17 protein-coding genes are annotated in these 20,379 nt (G+C 58.2%); 16 read left to right on the top strand and 1 reads right to left on the bottom strand.

Annotated features, from left to right (window positions below):
* Positions 1 to 159: 159 nt before the first annotated feature.
* From PW792_15195 to PW792_15160, 8 genes are all read left to right on the top strand, one after another.
* Entirely contained in the window at positions 160 to 1,533 is a 1,374-nt protein-coding gene (locus PW792_15195; protein MDE1163268.1) for a CHASE3 domain-containing protein, read from the top strand.
* Between the two features lie 37 nt (positions 1,534 to 1,570).
* Complete coding sequence (locus tag PW792_15190; GenBank protein MDE1163267.1) at positions 1,571 to 2,005, top strand: response regulator; 435 nt, start codon at positions 1,571 to 1,573, stop codon at positions 2,003 to 2,005.
* Positions 1,987 to 3,543, top strand: a complete 1,557-nt coding sequence (locus tag PW792_15185) for an ATP-binding protein (GenBank protein ID MDE1163266.1) — start codon at positions 1,987 to 1,989, stop codon at positions 3,541 to 3,543. Before PW792_15190 ends, PW792_15185 begins: the two co-directional genes overlap by 19 nt.
* Positions 3,544 to 3,604: 61 nt before the next feature.
* The gene (locus PW792_15180) at positions 3,605 to 4,009 is read left to right on the top strand and encodes a DUF2237 domain-containing protein (protein MDE1163265.1); all 405 of its coding nucleotides are present in this window, start codon (positions 3,605 to 3,607) and stop codon (positions 4,007 to 4,009) included.
* A 238-nt stretch (positions 4,010 to 4,247) separates the two neighbouring features.
* Positions 4,248 to 7,544, top strand: coding sequence for a TonB-dependent receptor (locus PW792_15175; protein ID MDE1163264.1), 3,297 nt, complete (start codon positions 4,248 to 4,250; stop codon positions 7,542 to 7,544).
* A 106-nt stretch (positions 7,545 to 7,650) separates the two neighbouring features.
* On the top strand, positions 7,651 to 8,376 hold the full coding sequence (locus tag PW792_15170) for a dienelactone hydrolase family protein (protein ID MDE1163263.1): 726 nt from the start codon (positions 7,651 to 7,653) through the stop codon (positions 8,374 to 8,376).
* Positions 8,330 to 8,575: a dienelactone hydrolase family protein gene (locus PW792_15165; GenBank protein ID MDE1163262.1), complete on the top strand. Its 246-nt coding sequence runs from the start codon at positions 8,330 to 8,332 to the stop codon at positions 8,573 to 8,575. Before PW792_15170 ends, PW792_15165 begins: the two co-directional genes overlap by 47 nt.
* Before the next feature lie 392 nt (positions 8,576 to 8,967).
* A complete protein-coding gene (locus PW792_15160) occupies positions 8,968 to 10,620 on the top strand; it encodes a hypothetical protein (protein MDE1163261.1) in 1,653 nt (550 codons plus the stop codon).
* 25 nt (positions 10,621 to 10,645) lie between these two features.
* Here PW792_15160 and PW792_15155 read toward each other — a convergent pair whose 3' ends face one another.
* A complete protein-coding gene (locus PW792_15155; protein MDE1163260.1) occupies positions 10,646 to 11,500 on the bottom strand; it encodes an energy transducer TonB in 855 nt (284 codons plus the stop codon).
* Positions 11,501 to 11,740: 240 nt separating this feature from the next.
* Here PW792_15155 and PW792_15150 point away from each other — a divergent pair, with 240 nt between their 5' ends.
* From PW792_15150 to PW792_15115, 8 genes are all read left to right on the top strand, one after another.
* Positions 11,741 to 14,395, top strand: coding sequence for a carboxypeptidase regulatory-like domain-containing protein (locus tag PW792_15150; protein MDE1163259.1), 2,655 nt, complete (start codon positions 11,741 to 11,743; stop codon positions 14,393 to 14,395).
* Between the two features lie 439 nt (positions 14,396 to 14,834).
* Positions 14,835 to 15,263 carry a 50S ribosomal protein L13 gene (gene rplM, locus PW792_15145; GenBank protein ID MDE1163258.1) on the top strand — a complete coding sequence of 143 codons (429 nt, stop codon included), beginning with the start codon at positions 14,835 to 14,837 and terminating at the stop codon, positions 15,261 to 15,263.
* A gap of 114 nt (positions 15,264 to 15,377) precedes the next feature.
* The gene (gene rpsI, locus PW792_15140) at positions 15,378 to 15,764 is read left to right on the top strand and encodes a 30S ribosomal protein S9 (GenBank protein ID MDE1163257.1); all 387 of its coding nucleotides are present in this window, start codon (positions 15,378 to 15,380) and stop codon (positions 15,762 to 15,764) included.
* A 217-nt stretch (positions 15,765 to 15,981) separates the two neighbouring features.
* Positions 15,982 to 16,899 (top strand): 30S ribosomal protein S2, encoded by a 918-nt coding sequence (gene rpsB, locus PW792_15135; GenBank protein MDE1163256.1) that lies wholly within the window; start codon positions 15,982 to 15,984, stop codon positions 16,897 to 16,899.
* A 114-nt stretch (positions 16,900 to 17,013) separates the two neighbouring features.
* Complete coding sequence (gene tsf / locus PW792_15130; protein MDE1163255.1) at positions 17,014 to 17,682, top strand: translation elongation factor Ts; 669 nt, start codon at positions 17,014 to 17,016, stop codon at positions 17,680 to 17,682.
* A gap of 489 nt (positions 17,683 to 18,171) precedes the next feature.
* Complete coding sequence (locus tag PW792_15125; GenBank protein MDE1163254.1) at positions 18,172 to 18,363, top strand: hypothetical protein; 192 nt, start codon at positions 18,172 to 18,174, stop codon at positions 18,361 to 18,363.
* Complete coding sequence (locus PW792_15120; protein ID MDE1163253.1) at positions 18,356 to 18,622, top strand: type II toxin-antitoxin system RelE/ParE family toxin; 267 nt, start codon at positions 18,356 to 18,358, stop codon at positions 18,620 to 18,622. The genes PW792_15125 and PW792_15120 overlap by 8 nt, the downstream gene beginning before the upstream one ends.
* A 320-nt stretch (positions 18,623 to 18,942) precedes the next feature.
* Entirely contained in the window at positions 18,943 to 20,157 is a 1,215-nt protein-coding gene (locus tag PW792_15115) for an RtcB family protein (protein ID MDE1163252.1), read from the top strand.
* The last annotated feature ends 222 nt before the right edge of the window (positions 20,158 to 20,379 follow it).

Below are 20,379 nucleotides of genomic sequence, written 5' to 3'. Positions count from 1 at the left end.
AGAGGCGTAAACGAAAACCTTAGTACTTACAGCGGTTGCGATGTGAATTGAGAGCAGGCAACCACAGGTGGATAGGGTTGCATCCAGTACAGTTGACCCTGTATGCAAAGATCGCAACGTCGTATTGCAACTTACCGCTGGCTCGCCGCGGCCTGCCTTGTGGTAGTCCTGATAAACACCTGGATCGCCGGGCGCTCCGTCGCGGTGCTGTTCGATGCCGAACATTGGCTCGCGCATACGCTTGAAGTTGTGAGTCAGACGCAGTCAACTCTGTTTGAGTTTTCTTCTGCGAACAACGCTGCGCGCGCCTACATGCTGACCGGTTCCACGGATTACATGAACCGCTTTACTACCAGCGAGATGCGGCTTGAGCAGGCGGTCGACAAGCTGCAGCAGGACACCATCGATAACCACTCCCAGCAGGAGCGGATTAGGCTTCTGCGTTTGCGGCTCTCGTTGCGGATGACGCTGATGCAGACGGCGCTGAACCTGCACCGCAAAATGAGCGGAAGCGAAGCAGATGAGTCGCTGGTTGGCCCAGCGCTGCTGGAGAGCCCCGATGGCGGGGTGACGGTGCGGTATGTGCTGGACCAGATCGAGCAGGAAGAGCGGCGGTTGCTCAACCAGCGCTATACGGTAGCGGCTAGTTCGCGAAGGAATATGGTGATTTCCATTACCGGTGCGACGGTGCTGGATATCATTCTGCTGATTCTCGCGTTCGAGTTGCTGGTTCGCGCAGAGCGTTCCAGGCTGGAGCTTGGCGAGCGAGCAGATGAGATTGCTTCGTTGAATCGCGAGTTACGAGTTTCCAATGCTTCTCTGGAAGAGCGTGTGGCCGAGCGTACTCACGAGCTTCAGGTTTCCAACCAGGAGCTTGAGGCGTTCTCCTACTCTGTGTCGCATGATCTGCGCGCACCTCTGAGAACGATCGACGGCTTTTCACTGGCGTTAAAGGAAGATTTTTCCGACAAGTTGAATGACGAGGGATTGGATTACATCAATCGCGTACGCGGTGGCGTGCAGCGGATGGGAACTCTGATCGATGCGTTGTTGCAGCTCTCGCGAGTGACGCGGTCGGATGTTCAACGAGAACGGTTTGACCTTTCGCAACTGGCCACGAATGTTTTCAACGAGTTGGCGGCTGGCGATCCTTCACGCACGGTGGAGTGGGTAGGGCAGCCGGGTATTTTGGTGATGGCTGATCCGCGATTGATGCGGGTTGCTTTGGAAAATCTGATTGGCAATTCGTGGAAGTTCACGTCCAAAACAGAGGGTGCGCGTATCGAGTTTGGCAGTGGTCTGCGAGACGGCCAAACCGTATACTTCATCAAGGACAATGGTGCTGGATTCGACATGCAGTACGTCGATCGTTTGTTCACAGCGTTTCAGCGTCTGCATGGTGATCGTGACTTCAAGGGATCAGGCATCGGCCTGGCCACTGTTTCACGCATCATCCGCCGACATCTTGGAACGATCGGCGCTGAAGGTGAAGCGGGCCACGGTGCAACGTTCTTTTTCACGCTGGGCGCATAGTTTGGCGCCAATTTACAGACGGGATATTTAACGGATTATGGCTTCTACTGAGAACCTTATTCTTCTGGTCGAGGACGACCCGGACCACGAAGCGCTTGCCATCCGCGCTCTGCGAAAGGCCAATGTAGCGAACGAGATTCGCGTAGCTCGCGATGGTGCGGAAGCTATCGAGTACATGAACGGCATCGTTTCGGGAGTGAACCCGATGCCGCAACTTGTTCTGCTCGACCTGAAGCTGCCGAAGGTGGAAGGTCTGGATGTGCTGCGTGCCATTCGTGTGGCCGACAAGACGGCGCTGCTTCCTGTCGTTGTGCTGACGTCGTCTGACGAAGAGCGCGACATTGTTGCCAGCTATCGGCTCGGAGTGAACAGCTACATTCGCAAGCCGGTCAACTTTACAGATTTTGCCGAGGCTACCCGACAGCTTGGTATGTACTGGCTGTTGCTGAACCAATGCCCACCGACTCTGTAGATCCGATTGCCGAGATGAAGGGCGCAGCCTCGAAGGAGGCTGCGTCGCCTCGTCCTTTGCGCGTCGTGATCATTGAGGATTACGAAGAGGACGCGTTGCTTCTGGCGCGGCATCTGGCGCGCGCGGGCTACAAGCTGGACACGCGGCGGGTGGAAACGGCCGCGCAGTTTGAAGAGGCGTTGAGCGATCCTGCTCCCTGGGACCTCATCATTGCGGACTACACGCTGCCAAGCTTCGGCGCACGCGATGCGCTGGCTATGTTGCAGCACTCCGGTCGCGATATTCCGTTCATCATTGTGTCGGGAACGATTGACGAAGTTTCGGCCGTAAACGCTATGCGAGCGGGTGCGCACGATTACGTTCTCAAGGGTCATCTGGAGCGCTTGCTGCCGGCGATCGAGCGCGAACTGGCCGATGCGATTCGGCGGCAGGAGCGCCTGCAGACGGAAGCAGAGTTGAAGCTTGTGCAGCGCAGCTTCTCGGCTACGTTTAACCAGGCCGCGGTTGGCATGGCGCACACGACCCCTGATGGGCACTTTGAGTTGGCGAATCAGCGTCTGGCAGAGCTGCTTGGGGTGGAGCCGGGGCACTTCCGCGGACTTATCCTTGGCGACTTTATTCTGCCCAGCGATCGCCTTCAGAAGCGCCAGTTATTGACTGAGCTGCTTGATGGAAAGCGTACCGGCTTTCGTGTGGAAGTTACGATGCTTCGCACGAACGGAGAGACGTTTCCGGCTCAGCTCACGACCTCGTTGCTGCGCCATGACGATAGCAGCGCGGCGGCCCTGCTTTGGGTGATCGAAGACATCTCGGCGCGCAAGGCTGCGGAGCGTGAGACGGCAGACCTGATGACGCGGCTGATTAACTCCGAGCGTCTTGCTGCCGCCGGACGCATGGCGAATACGCTGGCGCATGAGATCAACAATCCGCTGGAAGCTTTGACGAATATTGTTTACCTGCTGCAGACGTATGAGCTGTCTTCGCAAGCCGCAGAATTGCTGGAAGTTGCTGCTCGCGAGCTGGAACGCGTGGGGCACATTACGCGTTCGACGCTGAGCTTCTATCGCAAGGTGCCTGGCCGTACGTTGGATCTCTACGCGATTCTCGGAGAGGTTTCGCAACTCTTTGCCTCGCGGGCGAAGCAGCACAACGTTCTGCTGGAGTCTCGCTACGATGACTCGATCCGGGCGGTTCGGTATGACCCGGCGCTGCGGCAGGTGTTTGCCAACGTCGTAGGCAATGCGCTGGAAGCGATGGAACAGACCGGAGGGGCGATCTTTGTGCGCGCACGGCTTTCGGGCGAGCACGCTATCGTTACGGTTGCCGATAATGGACATGGGATCGAACGCGAGAATCTGAAGGCGATCTTCGAGCCGTTTTTTACGACCAAGGGCGAGAAGGGAACCGGGCTTGGGCTGTGGGTGACTCGGGGAATCGTGGAAGAGCAGGGCGGGCAGTTGCAACTGCGCTCGCGTACTGATTCTGATCGCCACGGAACGACGATCCGTATCAAGCTGCCGATCGTCGCTCGCGCGTAGCGAGAAGAGTTCGTATGGGAAGTTTGATGTCCGTTCTGGACTTGACCAGCTAAAATTGCTTATGTCCTCATTTGCCTCATCGCAGCAAACAACCGCGAAGAATGTACTTGGCCAGCCGCTGGAACCCTGCGGACTCGATCCGGTGACGGGCTTTTTTCGCGATGGCTGCTGCAACACGGGACCGCAGGATCTGGGCGTTCATACGGTGTGTGCCATCGTGACGGAGGCGTTTCTGGAAGCTTCTGCACGGCTGGGCAATGATCTTTCCACTCCGATGCCGCAGTATGGCTTTCCGGGGTTGAAGGCGGGCGATCGGTGGTGCGTGTGTGCTGCGCGTTGGCTGCAGGTGCAGCGCGCAGGTGCAGGCTGCCCGATTGTTCTGGAAGCGACACATGAAGCCACGCTGGAGATTGTTCCTTTTGAAATCCTACTGGCGCATGCAGTTATTCCCGACACACTTCACTAAGTAACTCAAGTCCTTCGCCTGGCGATATTTATTCGTTTTGGGCACATGAAATATTGACCCGAAAGATAGCTTCCTATTTCCAGGAATGCTGGTAAGCTGTTGCCCTGAACCAGTTTGAAATAACTAAAGAGACGAAAAGCCCTGGCAATTCCAGGTGCTTTCTAGTGGCCGTAACTCTTTTGTAATGAAGAGTATGTAGGCTAATTGAACCTGTACCGCTTTTTGGAGACCAAGACGTATGAACCTATCTTTCCGCAACCGCATTCCGTGGTTTGCCGCCTGTATGCTTCTGGCTACTGCGCCGACACTAACGGTGCACGCTCAGACGATGACGCAGGGCGCAATTTCGGGAACCGTTTTTGACGCAACCGACGCGGCTATCCCTGGCGCGATTGTCGCGATTCATAACGATGGCACTGGTACAGACCTGACGTTGAAGACCGGCGGCGCTGGTGAATACCGCGCTCCGCAGCTCCCTCCGGGCAGCTACACGGTGACAATTTCTGCGCCTGGCTTTACGTCGCAGCGCAAAATCGGCGTGGTGGTTCTGGTGAACCAGACCACGGAAGTCGTACCGCACCTTACGAATGGATCGAGCACGGAAACGGTTGAAGTTTCGGGAGAGATTCCGACGATCAATCTTGATTCTGCGGTCTTTGGCGGTCACCTTGAGACGCGCGAAATTGAAAACATCCCGATCAACAACCGCCGCTGGTCGTCGCTGGCTTTGACGACTCCGGGCGTTACGAATGATGCTTCGGGATTTGGCCTGCTCAGCTTCCGCGCACTGCCTTCTGTGCTGAACAACGTTCAAATCGACGGTGTGGATGACAATCAGGCGTTTTACTCGGAAGAGCGTGGCCGTACGCGCGCTGGCTATTCGACCTCGCAGGTTGCGGTTCGAGAGTTCCAGGTGAATACGGGTGTTTACTCGGCGGAACTCGGACGCGCTGCTGGTGGCGTGGTGAACTCGGTCACGAAGACGGGTTCGAACCAGTTGCATGGCGAGGTGTACTTCTACCATCGTGGCGACGATACGAGCTCGAAGAACCCAAACACGAAGCTGACGAGTTCGACTGGCGCTACGACGGTGATTCGTCCGAAGGACAAGCGTAACCAGTATGGTTTCGGCGCAGGCGGCTATCTGATCAAGGACAAGCTGTTCTGGTTCTATGCGTTTGACGCGTATCGTCGTAATTTCCCAGGTATCGCGGTTTCGGGCGCCCCGGCTGCCTTTAATGCCGCTACGGTCTGCGGAACGGCGAATCTGTTGACGTCCACTGGTGCGACTCTGGCGCAGTGCCAGGCCGCGTTTGCGGACCTTGCTGGCACGCTCGGCCTTGTGCCGCGCTTCGGCAACCAGCTGATCAACACCCCGAAGTTGACATGGGTGATTTCGCCTAAGCATACGTTGAACGTGTACTACCATCGTTTACGCTGGGATTCACCCGGCGGTGTGCAGACGCAGGCTGCGCTGGCGTACTCGCGTGATGCGTTTGGTACGGACTTCGTGAAGCTCGACTATGGTGTTGCGACGTTGAACTCGGTGTTGGGCTCGCACTTCAGCAACGAACTTCGCTATCAGTACGCACGTGAGTTAAATGACGAAGGTCAGCAGCCGCTGACGTCTTATACCGCATCGCATTTGGTCTCTGGCAACAATGTGACTTATGCCACAATGACGAGCTCGGCGGGTGGTTTCAACCTTGGCTCTCCGTACTACAGCTACCGCGTAGCCTACCCGGATGAGCGCAAGTGGCAGATCGGCGACACGGCTGCTTACAACTGGGGCAAGCACACGATCCGTTTCGGTGTGGACTTTGTGCACAACTACGATTTGCAGAACACGCTTGGTAACAGCTCTTCGCCTCCGACGGGTGTGTTTGCTTACACGTCGCCGGCGTTCTTCCTGGCAGACATCCTGAAGCCGGGTGGTGCTTGCGCTGCGAGTGCGGTTTCGGGCAATGCGGCCTTCTCGGCCACGGGCACCGCGAACTGCTACAACAGCTTCAATCAGGCGATCGGGCCGAGCACCTTTGACCTGGCGACGTTGGACTCCGGTTACTTTGTGCAGGATGACTGGAAGCTGATGCCGAGCCTGACGCTGAACTTGGGCGTGCGTTATGACTACCAGGATTTTCCTGCTCCGTACTCGAACCTGATCACAGCTTCGCAGACGGCAAGCCGTCCTGCGGATAAGAACAACGTTTCTGCGCGTCTGGGCTTTGCGTATGATCCTTTTGGCCAGGGCAAGACGGTGCTTCGTGGTGGATTCGGCATGTACTACGGCCGTATTCCTAACTCGACCATTCTCAGTGCGTATGTGGGAACTGGATCGGCGAATGCTCAGTCTGGTTACACGGTCTACAACGGTACGGATCTGGATGCAACAACGACGGGTCTTCAGAACTTGAAGTTCCCGAACGTGTTGACAGCGCGTCCGTCGGCAACGGCTTCAGCTCCGAGCATCAGCTATCTCGACTCTCACCTTCAGACCCCATATACCGAGCAGTTTACTCTGCAGTTCCAGCAGGATCTTGGTCTGCACAATGTGCTCTCGGTCAGTTATATGGGTGCGCTTGGACGTGAGTTGCCGAACTACCTGAACTTCAACCTGGATCCAAGCAAGGCGTACAACCTGACGTATACGTTTGCGGCCAACACCTCGGGCGTTTCGTACGGGTCGGTTGCAGGCAAGACGTTTACGCAGCGTGTGTATTCGTCGAAGTACACGAATGGCACAACCAACACTCTAAATACGTCGTACAACGCAATCACCGATGTTCTGTCGAATGCGAACTCTAGCTACAACGCAGTGACGGTTGACATTACGAACCGTCAGTGGAAGTTCATCAGCTACGACGTGAACTACACATGGGCGCATGCGTTGGATTACAACGTTGCTTCGGTGACGACGTTTGGTACCAATAACTGGCTGGACCCGTATGCAAATCCGCGTAGCAACTACGGTAACTCGAGCATTAACATCCGTCATCGTGCTGTGGGTTGGGCAATCATCAACATCCCAGGCATGAAGCGGAATGATGCTCTGAGCTATGTTACGAACGGTTGGTCGATCAAGCCGCTAGTGCAGATCCAGAGCGGCTTGCCGTACTCGTACGCGATCAGCAGCGGATCGCCCGCTTCGCAGTCGACGGGATGCTCTACTGTGGCACCGGTTACCTGCCTTTCCCCGTATAGCTCGGGTATCGCAGGTACGGGTGTGAGCTCTTACATCCCGTTCCTGGGCCGCAATACGCTGATGCAGCCGCGGAATATCGTTGTTGATATGCGTCTACAGAAGGACTTCCGCGTCCGTGACGGCATGACGTTCCAGTTGCTGGCTGAGGGTTTCAACCTGGCCAACCACCAGAACATTACCGGTGTGAACACGGGAGCCTTTACGCTATCGGGCACCACGCTTACATCGGTAGCTGCAACCGCGAACTTTGGTCAGGCATCGACCTCTGGCGTAAACAGCAACTATGCTTACCAGGTTCGCCAGTTCCAGTTCGGTGGACGTTTGATGTTCTAAGGTCTCTGACCTCTTAACCGAAGGGCCCGTGGCGAAAGCTTCCGGGCCTTTTGCTTTTTGAATATGACGATGTATTTCATGATGGTTGCGCATGTACACTCTGCGCATGCGTCGACTGCTTAGCACCGCTATTGTTGTTCTTGCCGCTCTGGGAACCTCGGCCCATGCACAGGACTGGGCCAAGGCTGCGCTCGATAAGAGCCCGCGGCATGGGGAGTTTGTCACCATCACCGAACCGAGCGGCCGCAAGCTGCAGGCGTGGGTGGTGTATCCCGAGGTGAAGGACAAGGCCCCGGTAGTCGTGATGATTCACGAAATCTTCGGCCTGTCGGATTGGGCTCGCGAGATGGCCGACGAGGTTGCCGGTGCGGGCTACATCGTGGTCGAACCGGACATGCTTTCGGGCTATGGACCTGCGGCGGTGGTGGGTGCTGCTCCGGCTGCTGCACCTGTCCCGGCGGCTGGTGCTCCGGCACCTGCAGAGGATCATGCTCACATGCATGGGGCTGCGGGGATGGCTTTGGCTCCGGCTACTCCCGGAGGCTCGGCGGCGTTTCCTGATGTTGATTCGGCGCGTCGTGGTGTGGCAGCGCTTTCTGTCGAAGGGGTGATGGCTGATCTGAACGCTGCAGCGGACTATGGCAAGAAGCTTTCGGCGGCGAGCGGCAAGCTGTATGTCGCGGGCTTCTGCTGGGGCGGGCAGCAGACGTTTGAGTTTGCGACACGGCGCAAGGATCTTGCAGCGTCGTTTGTGTTCTACGGACCGCCTCCGACGGTGGAGGGCGATGAAGAACATTACGGCGCCGGTGTATGGGTTTTATGCGGGCAATGATGCGCGCGTGAGTTCCACGGTGCCGCAGGCGGTGGTGGATATGAAGGCCGCAGGCAAGGTCTATGAGCCGGTGATCTATGACGGCGCGGGGCATGGGTTTATGCGAGCGGGGGAGGCTCCTGAAGCCAACGCGGCGAACTCGGCGGCGCGCGCGCAGGGGTTTCGGCGGTTGATCACGTTATTGGGTGGGATGCATTAGGCGGTAGTTGTTTGTTGTTTTGAAACGGGCATGGCGCGAGCTGTGCCCGTTTTATTTTTGGGCGTGAGGCCGGGGCTGAAGCCCCTTTCTTTGCCTATGCCTTGACGGTGGGCTGAAGCCCACCTCTACTCCAAAGGCAAGGCAAGGCAAGGCAGGAACGCAGAGGGCGCGGAGAACGCGAAGAGAAGATGGTGCGCTAGGGGTAGCTGTACGAAGGACAAGCAGGTTCTTCTTTGGGTTCGGGAGGGCAAGAATGGGCGAGGCGGTCATTGGGCTGTTTGGGCTGGCCATTGGCCCGGACTGGCCACCATGCTTGATGGGTCGCTTCTGGCTGTTGTTCCTCTTGGAACCAGGGGCTGCGGAGCGTTTGTGCCGCGTGGTAGCCTGAGGGCTTGGACGCCACAACTGATCGCTCAGGAAACGTCACGCGCTGGCTAAGCACGGGCCTTTTGCTCGTGTCGGCGGTGCTGTTTCTGGTGCATTTTCTGCACCTGAACGCGGACTTTCCGAACAACTCGCCGTGGGTGGACTGGTCGAAGTACACCGATGAGGGTTGGTATGGCGACGCGGCGATTCGTCACTTTTTAAGCGGTCACTGGTATTGGAAGGGTGATTTCAACCCGGCGGTGGCGTTGCCGGTGTGGCCTGCTGTGCTGTTTGTGCCGTTCAAGCTTTTGGGTGTTTCGGCCGTGGTGGCGAGAAGCACTACGCTTTGCGTCTTCGGGCTGACGCTGGTTGCGTTTTACTTTTTGTTGCGTCGGTTTGCGCGAGTGCATCGGCGCGATGCCGGGCCGTCGCTGGCTCCGGCGCTGTGCGTGTTCTTTCTCGCGGCGAGCCCGTTCTTTTTTGTCTTTGAGCGGATGGCGATTCTTGAACCGCTGCTGATCATGCTCACCGTAGTGGGGATGCTGGTGGCGAACTCGTTGCATCGGTGGCGCGCTCCGGGCGTTTCGCTGGTGGCGAGGTTGTGGCCGGTGGTGGCTCTGGGCGTTCTGCTGCCCGCGATGGTGCTGACGAAGACGACGGGGCTGTTTCTGGTCCCGGCTTTGGGGTACATGGTGTGGGCGCGCGCGGGGTATCGCTGGCGCCATGCGCTTGAGATGGCGGTGCCGCCTGCGGTGCTGGGTTTGGCGTTGTGGCTCGCGTTCTTCGTAGGCTTTGTGCGTCCGCATTACCTTGAGGATTACCGCTATCTGTTCTCGGCGAACGCGTACACGGGCATTCTGCTGGAGCCGTTCGACAAGGTTGTGCTGAATACGTTTGCGGACGGCATGTGGATGGGCCGTGTGCTTTACTTGGCGTTCTATGCGGTGCTGGCGTTCATCATCTTTCTGCGGCCGCGTTTGTTTCGGAACCCGCTGGTTCCGGCGTTGCTGCTTTGGGCGGGTGGCTACATTCTGTTTCTCGGTTACCACAACAACCTGCAGCCGCGGTACTACCTCGTGGTGGCGGCTCCGCTGGTGGCGTTTGTGGCGCTGGGGATGGATGCTATCCGGCAGGAGTTTTCAGCGCGGCACGAGCTTGCGTCGTCGCTGCTGACGACGGTGGTTGCTGTAGCGATGGCTGCGCCGGGGATGATGTACCTGCTGCAGATGGCGACGCATCCGACGTATCAGTTTCGCAACGCGGCGCAGGTGGTGGCGCGCATTGTTCGTGCGGAGAAGAACCACTCGCAGTTGATTCTTTCGATCTCGGGGTCGGACATCACGCTGATGACGGGGTTGCCGTCGATTGACGATGACTTCGGCACGCTCGACCTGGGCGAACGGGTGCGGCAGTATCGTCCCGGCTGGTATATCGCGTGGAACGAGCTGGACGATGACAAGATGGATGCGCTGACGCCGCTGTATCACCCGGTACGCGTGGCGGCGATTCCGGCGCTGGATGATGCGGACCGCAATCTGCTGATCGTGTATCGGCTGGATGCGGTTTCGGAGGCGAATCCGGCGACGGTCAAGCCAAAGCATGCTCCGCGCCGCGCGACGCCGAAGCCGCTGCAGACAAAGGTTGGGCAGCAGCCCACGACGACGCAGTTGGTGCATTAGGTTGGGTGATGGCTGAAGCCGCTAGCTAGAAAGGCCTATCGATCGTAAATCCTTCTTTGAGGAAGAACTGTACGGCGACGTGTTTGCCTGCGATGACGGTTGGGGCGAAGGTGGTGTGGGCTGCGGCGTCGACGGCGACTGCATCCAGGCCGTAGCCGATTGGTGTGACGATGCGGATGCGATGCGGCTTGCCCTGGGTGTCGGTGGTGAGCAGCAGGGTGACTTCGCCGCGGATGTGGTCGCGGGCCGCTTCGTCCGTGAAGCTGACTGAAGGCTTCTTCGTCACCTTCGGGATGGGGACGTCTTCGCCGCCTGCCTTTGAGCCTGCGGCTACAAGTTCTGTGCCGAGAAGCGCGTCGTCGCCTGTCCATGGAAGCGTCGGGATGAAGTAGTGCTGCCAGAAGGGCGGGAGGCTCTGTTGCAGGGCCCGGTCGATTCCGTTGGAGAAGGCCGCAGAGAGCATGGCGTTGAGCGCGGCGGGTGTCGCGGGAAGCGGAGTGAGGACCTTCACGGTATCGGGTTTCAGCGGGCGACGGTCGAACTCTCTGCGGTCGTCGGCAAACTTCGCGGCGACACGCAGTCCGGTGAACTCAAGCTGATCGCCTTTGCGTTCAACGCGTTGCAGCTGTACGCCAGCGAGTGCCCAGTCGACGGGGTGGGCCTTCGTGGTGAGCTGGCCGGTTGCGTCGAAGGAGAGCGTGGAGGCGGTGCAGAGGCAGCGAGCGTAGAGTGCTCGGCCGATCCATTGCGCGGCGTCGTCGAGTATGGTGTCGGGCGAAGTTGCTGGCGAGGATACGGCCGATGGTTTTGCCTCGGGGTTCGGGGTTTGCTGTGCTATGCTGACCGCCGGAACTCCCGTTCCGAGCACTGCAAAACCCACTACAGACACCAATTGAAGCAGCGCTTTTTTCTTGTTCTTCTGCACTACCCAACCTCCCGGTTTTACACACGCTCACGGAAAACTTCGTGACGAAATCCTATCGCACTCCGTCTTACGCTTACTGTTGTTCTTCATTTTGTTGTGTAGTTGTTTTGTGGCCAATCTATGCGTGTTCTCTTGCTTGCTTTGTCTGTTGGACTGTTGTGTCCGTCAAGAGCTTTCAGTCAGGATTCAACCCGGTTGCCTTCCCACGCTGCTCATTCCTCTACGGTGAGCGGTTTTGTGGTTGATCCCAGCGGTGCGCGCGTCGCTGGAGCGACGGTGCAACTTGCCTCGAGCACGAATGTGGCGGTTTCGGCCGCGACGAACGACTCCGGCGAGTTCGTTCTGAGCGTACGTCCCGGAAGTTACGATCTTGTGATTCTGGCGAAGGGCTTCAGCAGCTTTGTGCGCCATGTTCATGTGACGTCTTCGGGCAAGCTGGTGGTGAATGCAAAGCTGGAAATTGCGGCGGCGTCGGAGAACGTTGAGGTCGACGCCAATGACCATGCCATCGGGCTGAGTGCGACCGACAATGCCACGGCTGTGCGCATGGATGAGAACAAGCTGGCAACGCTTTCCGATGACGATGCAACGTTTCAGCAGCAGTTGCTGGCGATCGCAGGAGCCAACGGTGGGCGTGCGCCCCAGGTGTATGTGGACGGCTTTGCCGGTGGGCAGATGCCTCCGAAGGAGTCGATTCGCGAGGTTCGCGTTAACGAGAATCCGTATTCGGCGGAGTATGACCAACTCGGCATGGGACGCATTGAAATTACGACCAAGGCCGGTACGGGCAAGTGGCACGGCAACCTGGCGGCGCAGGGGTATGACTCACCGTTCAACTCGCGCAACCCATTTCTGCACGCGGATGACCAGCCGGGATACTACCGGTTGCATCTGCGGGGCGGGATCAGCGGGCCGCTGGATAAGAAGTCGTCGCTGTTTCTGAACGGCGAGTACTACAACCAGCAGAACAACTCGATCATCAACGCGACGACGGATGCGGGGCCGTACTCGGCGGCGATCCCCGCGCCGCAACTCACGCAGGATTACACGGCTCGCTACGACCGCGAGTTGAGCGCGAACGATAGCTTTACGTCTCGCTATGAGTTCAATCGCGTGGCGCAGACCAACGCAGGGCTTTCGCAGTTTGTGCTGCCGACGAACGCGTACGACAGCGGCACGGACGTGCATACGCTGCAGATAGGCGATACGCATACACTTGGCGCCCACACTGATCTGGAAGGGCGTTTCCAGTGGCAGCGAACGAGCGTCGCGCAGAATGCTATATCGACTGCACCAACGATCTTCGTCTCCGGCACGTTTACGGGCGGCGGTAACTCGCTGGGGATAAACCAGAACAGCACGAACCAGTTGATGTTTGACTTCAAGGGAACGTGGTCGCACAAGGCGCATCTGATTCGTTTCGGCTTCCGCTCGCGCACCAACCGGCTGACGAGTCTTTCGACGGCTGGCTTCAATGGGACTTACTACTTTCCAGATCTCGATAGCTATAGAGCGAAGACGCCGTCGCAGGTGCAGTTGACGACCGGGCAGTCGAGATTCAATGTGTCGACCTCTGACTTTGAAGAGTTTGTGGAAGAGGAGTGGAGGGCGAGGAAGAACCTGACGCTCGACTTCGGCTTCCGTGCGGAGTCGCAGACCGCGATCCCTGACCACTGGGACCCGTCGCCGCACTTCGGCGTGGCGTGGGGATTGTGGGCGACGGACAAGCATCCGGCGCTTGTGGTGGTTCGTGCTGGTGCAGAGATTTACTTCGACCGGTTTGCACCGGCAGACCTGCTGACTGCGGTGCAGCGCGGGTCGCAGACGGCGCAGCAGAGTTACACCGAGCAGAACCCGGGTGTGCTGGATCCGACGCAGAAGCCGAGCCTCGGGACACTAAGCGCGGACGCTTCGCCTACGACGTACCGTGTGGCTTCGAACCTGCGCTCGCAGTACTTCATCGATCCCGGCATCGGGATTGAAGCCCCCCTGGGGAAGAAGGGGCAGATCTCGGTGAACTACACGTATCAACGTGGCGTCCACCAGTTCCTTTCGAGGAACGCGAACGCTCTCCGCGCAGATAACACGCGGCCTTTTGGCGATGCGGCTGGTGAGCGATACGAGTTCGCCTCGCTGGGCGATGCGCACGGCGGCTTCCTGTGGGTCGGCGGCAATCTGGATGTGAATAAGTACTTCAGCGTGTTTGGCGGGGTGAACAAGGTCATCTATCACAGTGACTCAAGTGGTTCGACGACGTTCGTTTCCAACAGCTACAACATTGGGCAGGATGCCAGCCTGACGGGCTGGAGCCGCACGATGCTCTTTCTTGGCGGGAACGGCAAGTTGCCGGGCAAGATTGAGTACAGCATGTTCCTCTTCGCCCGTTCGCATGGTCACTTCAACATCACGACCGGGCTGGATAACAACGGCGACACCCAGTACAACGACCGCCCGACGTTTGCGACAGCGGCGTCTGACCAGGCGAATGTCGTGCATACCGCGTATGGGAATTTCAATACTGTCCCTGTGGCCGGCGAGACGATCATCCCCATGAACTATGCGAAGACCCCTGCGAACGTTTCGCTGCAGGTGCAGATGTCCCGCGGCTGGCGCTTTGGGCCTGCGGCGACTGCGGCGGCGGGAGCAAAGCCTGCGGCCAAGACTCCCGGGCGTTACGAGCTTCGGCTGGGTGTGGAGGCGCAGAACGTGACGAATACCGTGAACGCGAACGCTCCGGTCGGGGTGCTGTCTTCGCCGAACTTTGGAAAGTCGATCGGCTCGTCCAACAGCTTTTTGACGACCTCGTCGGCGAACCGGACGATCACGCTGGATATGACTCTCCGCTTTTAGGCAGGAGGGCTGATGGGCTGCCCTGTATGTGGTGCAATCAGCGTTTTTAGCGAGAGATTGATTGACTTCTGACCAGCCTGTGGATAACCTAGAGACTCGCGCAGCTCTGCGTCTGCGCCCGAGGTGCGTCTCGACTGTTCGAGACCGGCACGCGGGCAGACAGAACCGAGCATCGAGGCGACAGGTTCGGTATCGCTACTGAACTTTGGTTCCTTCAGGTTGCGGCCGCGACACGCCGACTACCTCCCCTGGAATCACGCTCCCCAGCCAACGGAAGTATGGCTTTGTGCGCCTTCAACAGAAACGTTTTGCCCCTGTTTGTGCGGGAAATTGTTCCCGTTACGAGCCCTGTGCGGGGTAAACCATGCAGCCAGTCATTCTTCGCGGACCAAGCCGGGCACGCAGTACCGAAGACGGCAGAACCAAGGAGCACGGAAAGATGTCGACGACAATTCCCAGCGGCAAGAACATCGAGCGTAAGTGGTATGTTCTGGACGCTGAAGGCCAGACTCTCGGCCGCCTCGCCTCGAAGGCCGCCAGCATTCTCGCGGGTAAGTTGAACCCGCTCTACACGCCCTACATCGATATGGGCGACCACGTGATCGTGATCAACGCAGAAAAGATCCACGTCACGGGCCAGAAGGCACAGCAGAAGCTGTACCGCCGCTACACCGGTTTCCCGGGTGGTCTTCGCGAAGAAGGCTTCACCAAGCTGCTTGCACGCCGTCCCGAAAAGATTGCTGAAGAAGCGATCAAGGGTATGCTGCCCAAGTCCAAGCTCGGCCGCCAGATGGCGACGAAGCTGAAGGTTTACAAGGGCTCCGAGCATCCGCACAAGGCTCAGCAGCCTGTTGTTTACGGCGCATAACAGGGTTCCGGGCCCAGCGTACTGGGCCCAGTGAAACTAAGACTTCGGCGTACATAAAGCTTTCTGGACCCTGGGCCCTCGGCCCTGTCCCCCAAGAGGATTGAAATGGCAAACCTGATTCAGTACTACGGCACCGGTCGTCGCAAGAGCGCGATCGCCCGCGTGTTCCTCCGCCCCGGTTCGGGCGAGTTCACCGTCAATGGCAAGAAGTTCGAAGAGTACTTTGTTACCCCGGCGCAGCGCGCTGCGGCGAAGGCTCCTCTGGCAACGCCTGAGATCAACGAGACCTTTGACGTTCTGACCACCGTTCGCGGCGGCGGCGTCAACGGCCAGGCTGATGCCGTCAAGCTCGGCATCGCCCGCGCTCTGATGGAGTTCAACGGCGAACTGCGCAAGGCTCTCAAGCTTGCCGGTTTCGTTACCCGCGATTCGCGTGGCAAGGAACGTAAGAAGTACGGCCAGAAGGGCGCTCGCGCTCGCTTCCAGTTCAGCAAGCGCTAGTCGCTTCGGTTCTCCGTTGTCAGTGTTCTGTTCTCAGTTTTTCTGGGAACTTCTGACAACGGAGAACTGGCAACTGAGAATATTCGCTTGACCCAGCAGCACGCCCGCTGTTGGCCCGGAATTTAATCTCCCCTCAACCCACGGGACTTAATCGCCTCAAACAAGAGAGACTCGCTCTCGGATGTACCGAGGCGATGCCCAGAAAAGGATTTTTGTCATGGCTTCTATCACAATGAAGGAACTGCTCGAAGCGGGCGTTCACTTTGGTCACCAGACCAAGCGCTGGAACCCGAAGATGAAGGAATATATCTTCGGCGAGCGCAACGGCATCTACATCATCGATCTGCAGAAGACGCTGAAGATGTTCAAGGAAGCTTCGAAGTTCGTCAGCGACATGACGGCGAGCGGCAAGCTGATCCTGTTCGTCGGCACCAAGCGCCAGGCTCAGGACGCGGTTGCTGAAGAAGCAACGCGTGCAGGCATGCCCTACATCAACTCGCGCTGGCTCGGTGGTCTTCTGACCAACTGGGTAACGGTGCAGAAGTCGGTGAAGCGCCTGCAGGAGCTCGACGATATGTCGGCTGACGGTCGCTACGAGCTGCTGACGAAGAAGGAAGTCATCAAGCTGGAGCGCGAGCGCAAGGCTCTCTCGACCTCGCTGTCGGGTATCAAGAACATGCGCCGCCTGCCGGACGCAATCTTCGTGATCGACTCGAACAACGAATCGATCGCAGTTGCAGAAGCGCGCAAGCTCGGCATCCCGGTTGTGGCTGTGGTTGATACCAACTGCGATCCGACCGTAGTCGACTACGTGATCCCGGGCAACGATGACGCTCTGCGCGCCATCCGCCTGTTCACGACGAAGATTGCTGATGCTGCTTACGAAGGTACGCAGATGATCTCGGAGAAGGCGTTCTCGAACGAGTTCGACGAAGTCCGCCCGATGGGTCTCGAAGCACACTTCCTCACGGAGGAAGAGGACGGCGCTGCGGAAGCAGAGGCTGTTGCTGCACCGGTGGCTGCTCCTGAAGCTGAAGAAGAGGTCATCGACCTCAACGCAGCTCTCGGCGGCGGCATCCGCAAGGCTCCGGCCGCTGCGGAGACCGAGCCCGAGACCGCAGAAGCGACTGCTTAGTCCGCTGATCGCGCTGATTTGCGAAGGAGGCGCGGGCTTCGGCCTGCGCCTTTCTTCAGGATGTAACCCCGGTGTGACAGACTCGCACCAACGATTTTTGAAGGGACAAGAAAAATGTCGACGACCGAAGCTGTGAAGATTGATGCCAAGCTTGTGAAGGAACTGCGCGAGAAGTCGGGCGCGCCGATGGGCGATTGCCTGAAGGCCCTGCAGGAAGCCAAGGGCGACATGGAAGATGCATTCGTTGTACTGCGTAAGCGCGGTGTAGCGTCGGCTGCGAAGAAGGCTTCGCGCTCGACCAACGAAGGCGCTGTGGGAACGTACATCCACGCTGGCGGCAAGATCGGTGTTCTGCTCGAGCTGAACTGCGAGTCGGACTTCGTGGCCCGCACGGATGACTTCCAGAACCTGCTAAAGGATATTGCGATGCACATCGCCGCTGTCGACCCGAAGTATGTCGGCAAGGACGAAGTGACGGAAGAAGACATCGAGAAGGAAAAGGAAGTGTACCGCGCTCAGGCGGCTGCTTCCGGCAAGCCCGCGAACATCGTAGAGAAGATGCTCGAAGGCAAGATGTCGAAGTACTACGAAGAGGTTTGCCTGCTCGAGCAGCCGTTCATCAAGGAAGCTTCGATGACGATCGCGCAGATCATTGCGCAGAAGGTTGCGAAGCTCGGCGAGAACATCTCGGTGCGCCGCTTTGCACGCTTCAAGATCGGCGAAGCAACCGCGACCGTGGCTTCGGCGAAGATCGCTCCGGCAACGGAAGAAGCTGCTTCGTAAGCTGCTTGCTGCAAGATGAAACGCCCGAGCGAAAGCTCGGGCGTTTTTGTTTGATAGCGTCTAGTCTCTCGGGAAGGGTGTGTCAATGAAGATGATGTAGTGTTGGCGATGCGCTTCGGATATGCCGATGCTAGATGAAGAGGAGTTTGCGACCGTTGCGGAGCTTTACAGCGTTTGCATTCGTAGCACGAAGGCTGTCCGTGCGGCGCTCGGACTACCGCTCGACTCTATCGATGATCGGTTTCGGTCGGTTCGTGCGCGTTATGAAGAACTCACAGGGATGAAAGACTGCCATCATAATGCAATCATGCATCATCGGCTTTCGCTCTATGGGCCTCCGTGTCATCAGTGTGGCAAGCCGCTGCGGACGCCAAGGGCGAAGCTTTGCGGATCTTGCATGAGTCCGCGGATAGGCTAGCACCTTTACGTAGGCATTGTTCTGTTTGACATTCACTGTTAGAGGTCATACGTTCAAATCACGGAGTTCTCATGACTGGTGTTCAGTTTCTTACCGACGAGAAGGGCAATAAGACCGCTGCGGTGATCGACCTCAAGGTGCATAAGGCTCTGTGGGAAGACATTCAGGATGTTCTCGTCTCGCGTGCGCGTCGCACTGAGAAGAGCACATCGCTGGCGAAGGTGAAAGCATCGCTCGTAGCGAGTGGAAAGCTGCGTGGCTAAGTCGCAGTACGTCGTTGAGATCAAGCAGAGTGCTCGCAAAGAACTTGAGCGACTTCCGAATGCCTTGATCGCGCGTATCTTCGCAAAGATCGAGGCTCTGCAGGATGATCCACGTCCTGCGGGGTGCAAGAAGCTCAAAGGCGATGAGGCCACTTATCGGATTCGCATCGGCGACTATCGTGTCGTCTACACGATTGACGATGGCAAGATCCTCGTTACGGTGATCCGCATTCGACATCGTCGCGAAGTTTACGAATAACCTGTGGCATAATCACAGAGGTCTTACACGACCAAGGAATTAGCCGTGTCCATGAATCAGCACATCTCGCTCGCACCACAAACGCGCAAAGCGTTTGCGGGCTATCGTGCATCTGGCTCGGTTTGGATTTTCACGCGAGGTTGGTCTTAGACAAGGTCTAGCGATCACCGCGTAACCACCGAGCCCAGGCTGACAAGCCTGGGCCTTTTCTTTGCGTTGAACTGAGGAGCAGTGAAGGCGCAACACAACCTCGGTCGTGTTTGTAACAAGACAAGCGGGCTACAACCAGCCAGCGGCCAGAAAGGAATCATGGATCAATCATGAAGATTTTGGACAACATCCCCGTATTCGGAGAACACGAAGCAAACACCCTGGAGCAGGCGCGTTTGTGCGCGCAGACAGCCGATCGCTTCGCCCTGATGGCTGATGGCCACCTTGGTTATGGCGTGCCGATTGGCGGCGTCATCGCGAGCGAAACGCGCATCAGCCCGACTGCCGTGGGCTTCGACATTGCCTGCGGTAACAAGGCTGTGCGGCTCGACATGCCGGGCAGCGAGTTGCGGGCGAACGTTCACCGTTTGATGGACGAGATCTGGCGCACGCTCAGCTTCGGTGTCGGCCGTAAGAACAGTGAACGCGTCGAACATGCGTTGTTTGAGCGTGACGGCCACCCTGGCTGGGCGACAGATGCGGCCTCGCCGCTGAAGCGCAAGGCGGAAGCGCAGCTTGGCACTATCGGCAGCGGCAACCACTATGTCGACCTCTTCACGGATGAAGAAGATCGCGTGTGGGTAGGCGTGCACTTCGGTTCGCGCGGACTTGGGCATGGCATTGCGACATGGTTCCTGAAGGCCGCGGGAGCGAAGGACGGCATGATGGTCGATCCTGTGTGGCTCGACGTTGATTCCGACCTCGGGCAGCAGTACATCGCTGCGATGCAGCTTGGAGGAGCGTATGCCTATGCCGGTCGCGACTGGGTGTGCGATCGTGTGGCTCGTTTGCTTGGCGCTCCGGTTGTGGAAGAGGTACACAACCATCACAACTTCGCGTGGCTCGAAGAGCACGATGGCAAGCAACTCTGGGTGTGCCGTAAGGGCGCGACTCCCGCGTTCGCTGGGCAGCGTGGGTTTGTCGGCGGTACGATGGGCGAGCAGTCGGTGATTCTCGAAGGCGTAATGCCGGATGTGACGACCGAAGCAGGTCGCCTCATCGCCGAGGAGCAGCGTGCGTCGCTGTGCTCGACTGTTCACGGAGCTGGTCGCGTGATGGGCCGTAAGCAGGCTGCGGGTGTTCGCGACCGCAAGACTGGTGCGGTCAAGCGTGAGGGACTCGTGAAGCCGGAGATGATGCAGGAGTGGCTGCAGCGTTCGAACGTCGTGCTAAAGGGCGGCGGCCTGGATGAGTCACCGCATTGCTACAAGCGCCTGGACGAGGTGTTGCAGGCGCAGGGGGACACGGTGCGCGTGTTGCATACGCTCACGCCGCATGGCGTGGCGATGGCCGGCGCGGATGAGTTTGATCCGTACAAGGACTAAGCCGTGATGAACCTTCAGGCTCATCGCTTTTCCCAAGGGAGTGCCGGAAGCCGAGAGGCTTTGGGCACTCTCTTTTCTGTCTGCGGGCTTGCGTCTGTGGGTTGTGTCGGGATGCGAGTGTTGCTTGCGGAGCTCCTGTCAAACAGATCGATAGATTTTCTTGTCACGTGTCAGCGTGATCGCGTATAAGCATCCGGCAGTTTTGCCATGGGTGTTTTGCGT

This window comes from Acidobacteriaceae bacterium (assembly GCA_028283655.1).
GTDB lineage: Bacteria > Acidobacteriota > Terriglobia > Terriglobales > Acidobacteriaceae > Granulicella.
This window is presented reverse-complemented; position numbering and strand designations above follow the sequence as displayed.

Excerpts from the sequence above, each read along its gene's own strand:
- tsf (MDE1163255.1), top strand. The coding sequence starts at position 17,014 with ATGTCGACGACCGAAGCTGTGAAGATTGATGCCAAGCTTGTGAAGGAA.
- PW792_15125 (MDE1163254.1), top strand. The coding sequence starts at position 18,172 with ATGACTGGTGTTCAGTTTCTTACCGACGAGAAGGGCAATAAGACCGCT.
- PW792_15185 (MDE1163266.1), top strand. The coding sequence starts at position 1,987 with ATGCCCACCGACTCTGTAGATCCGATTGCCGAGATGAAGGGCGCAGCC.
- PW792_15180 (MDE1163265.1), top strand. The coding sequence starts at position 3,605 with ATGTCCTCATTTGCCTCATCGCAGCAAACAACCGCGAAGAATGTACTT.
- rplM (MDE1163258.1), top strand. The coding sequence starts at position 14,835 with ATGTCGACGACAATTCCCAGCGGCAAGAACATCGAGCGTAAGTGGTAT.
- PW792_15165 (MDE1163262.1), top strand. The coding sequence starts at position 8,330 with ATGAAGAACATTACGGCGCCGGTGTATGGGTTTTATGCGGGCAATGAT.
- rpsB (MDE1163256.1), top strand. The coding sequence starts at position 15,982 with ATGGCTTCTATCACAATGAAGGAACTGCTCGAAGCGGGCGTTCACTTT.
- PW792_15175 (MDE1163264.1), top strand. The coding sequence starts at position 4,248 with ATGAACCTATCTTTCCGCAACCGCATTCCGTGGTTTGCCGCCTGTATG.
- PW792_15115 (MDE1163252.1), top strand. The coding sequence starts at position 18,943 with ATGAAGATTTTGGACAACATCCCCGTATTCGGAGAACACGAAGCAAAC.
- PW792_15170 (MDE1163263.1), top strand. The coding sequence starts at position 7,651 with ATGCGTCGACTGCTTAGCACCGCTATTGTTGTTCTTGCCGCTCTGGGA.
- PW792_15190 (MDE1163267.1), top strand. The coding sequence starts at position 1,571 with ATGGCTTCTACTGAGAACCTTATTCTTCTGGTCGAGGACGACCCGGAC.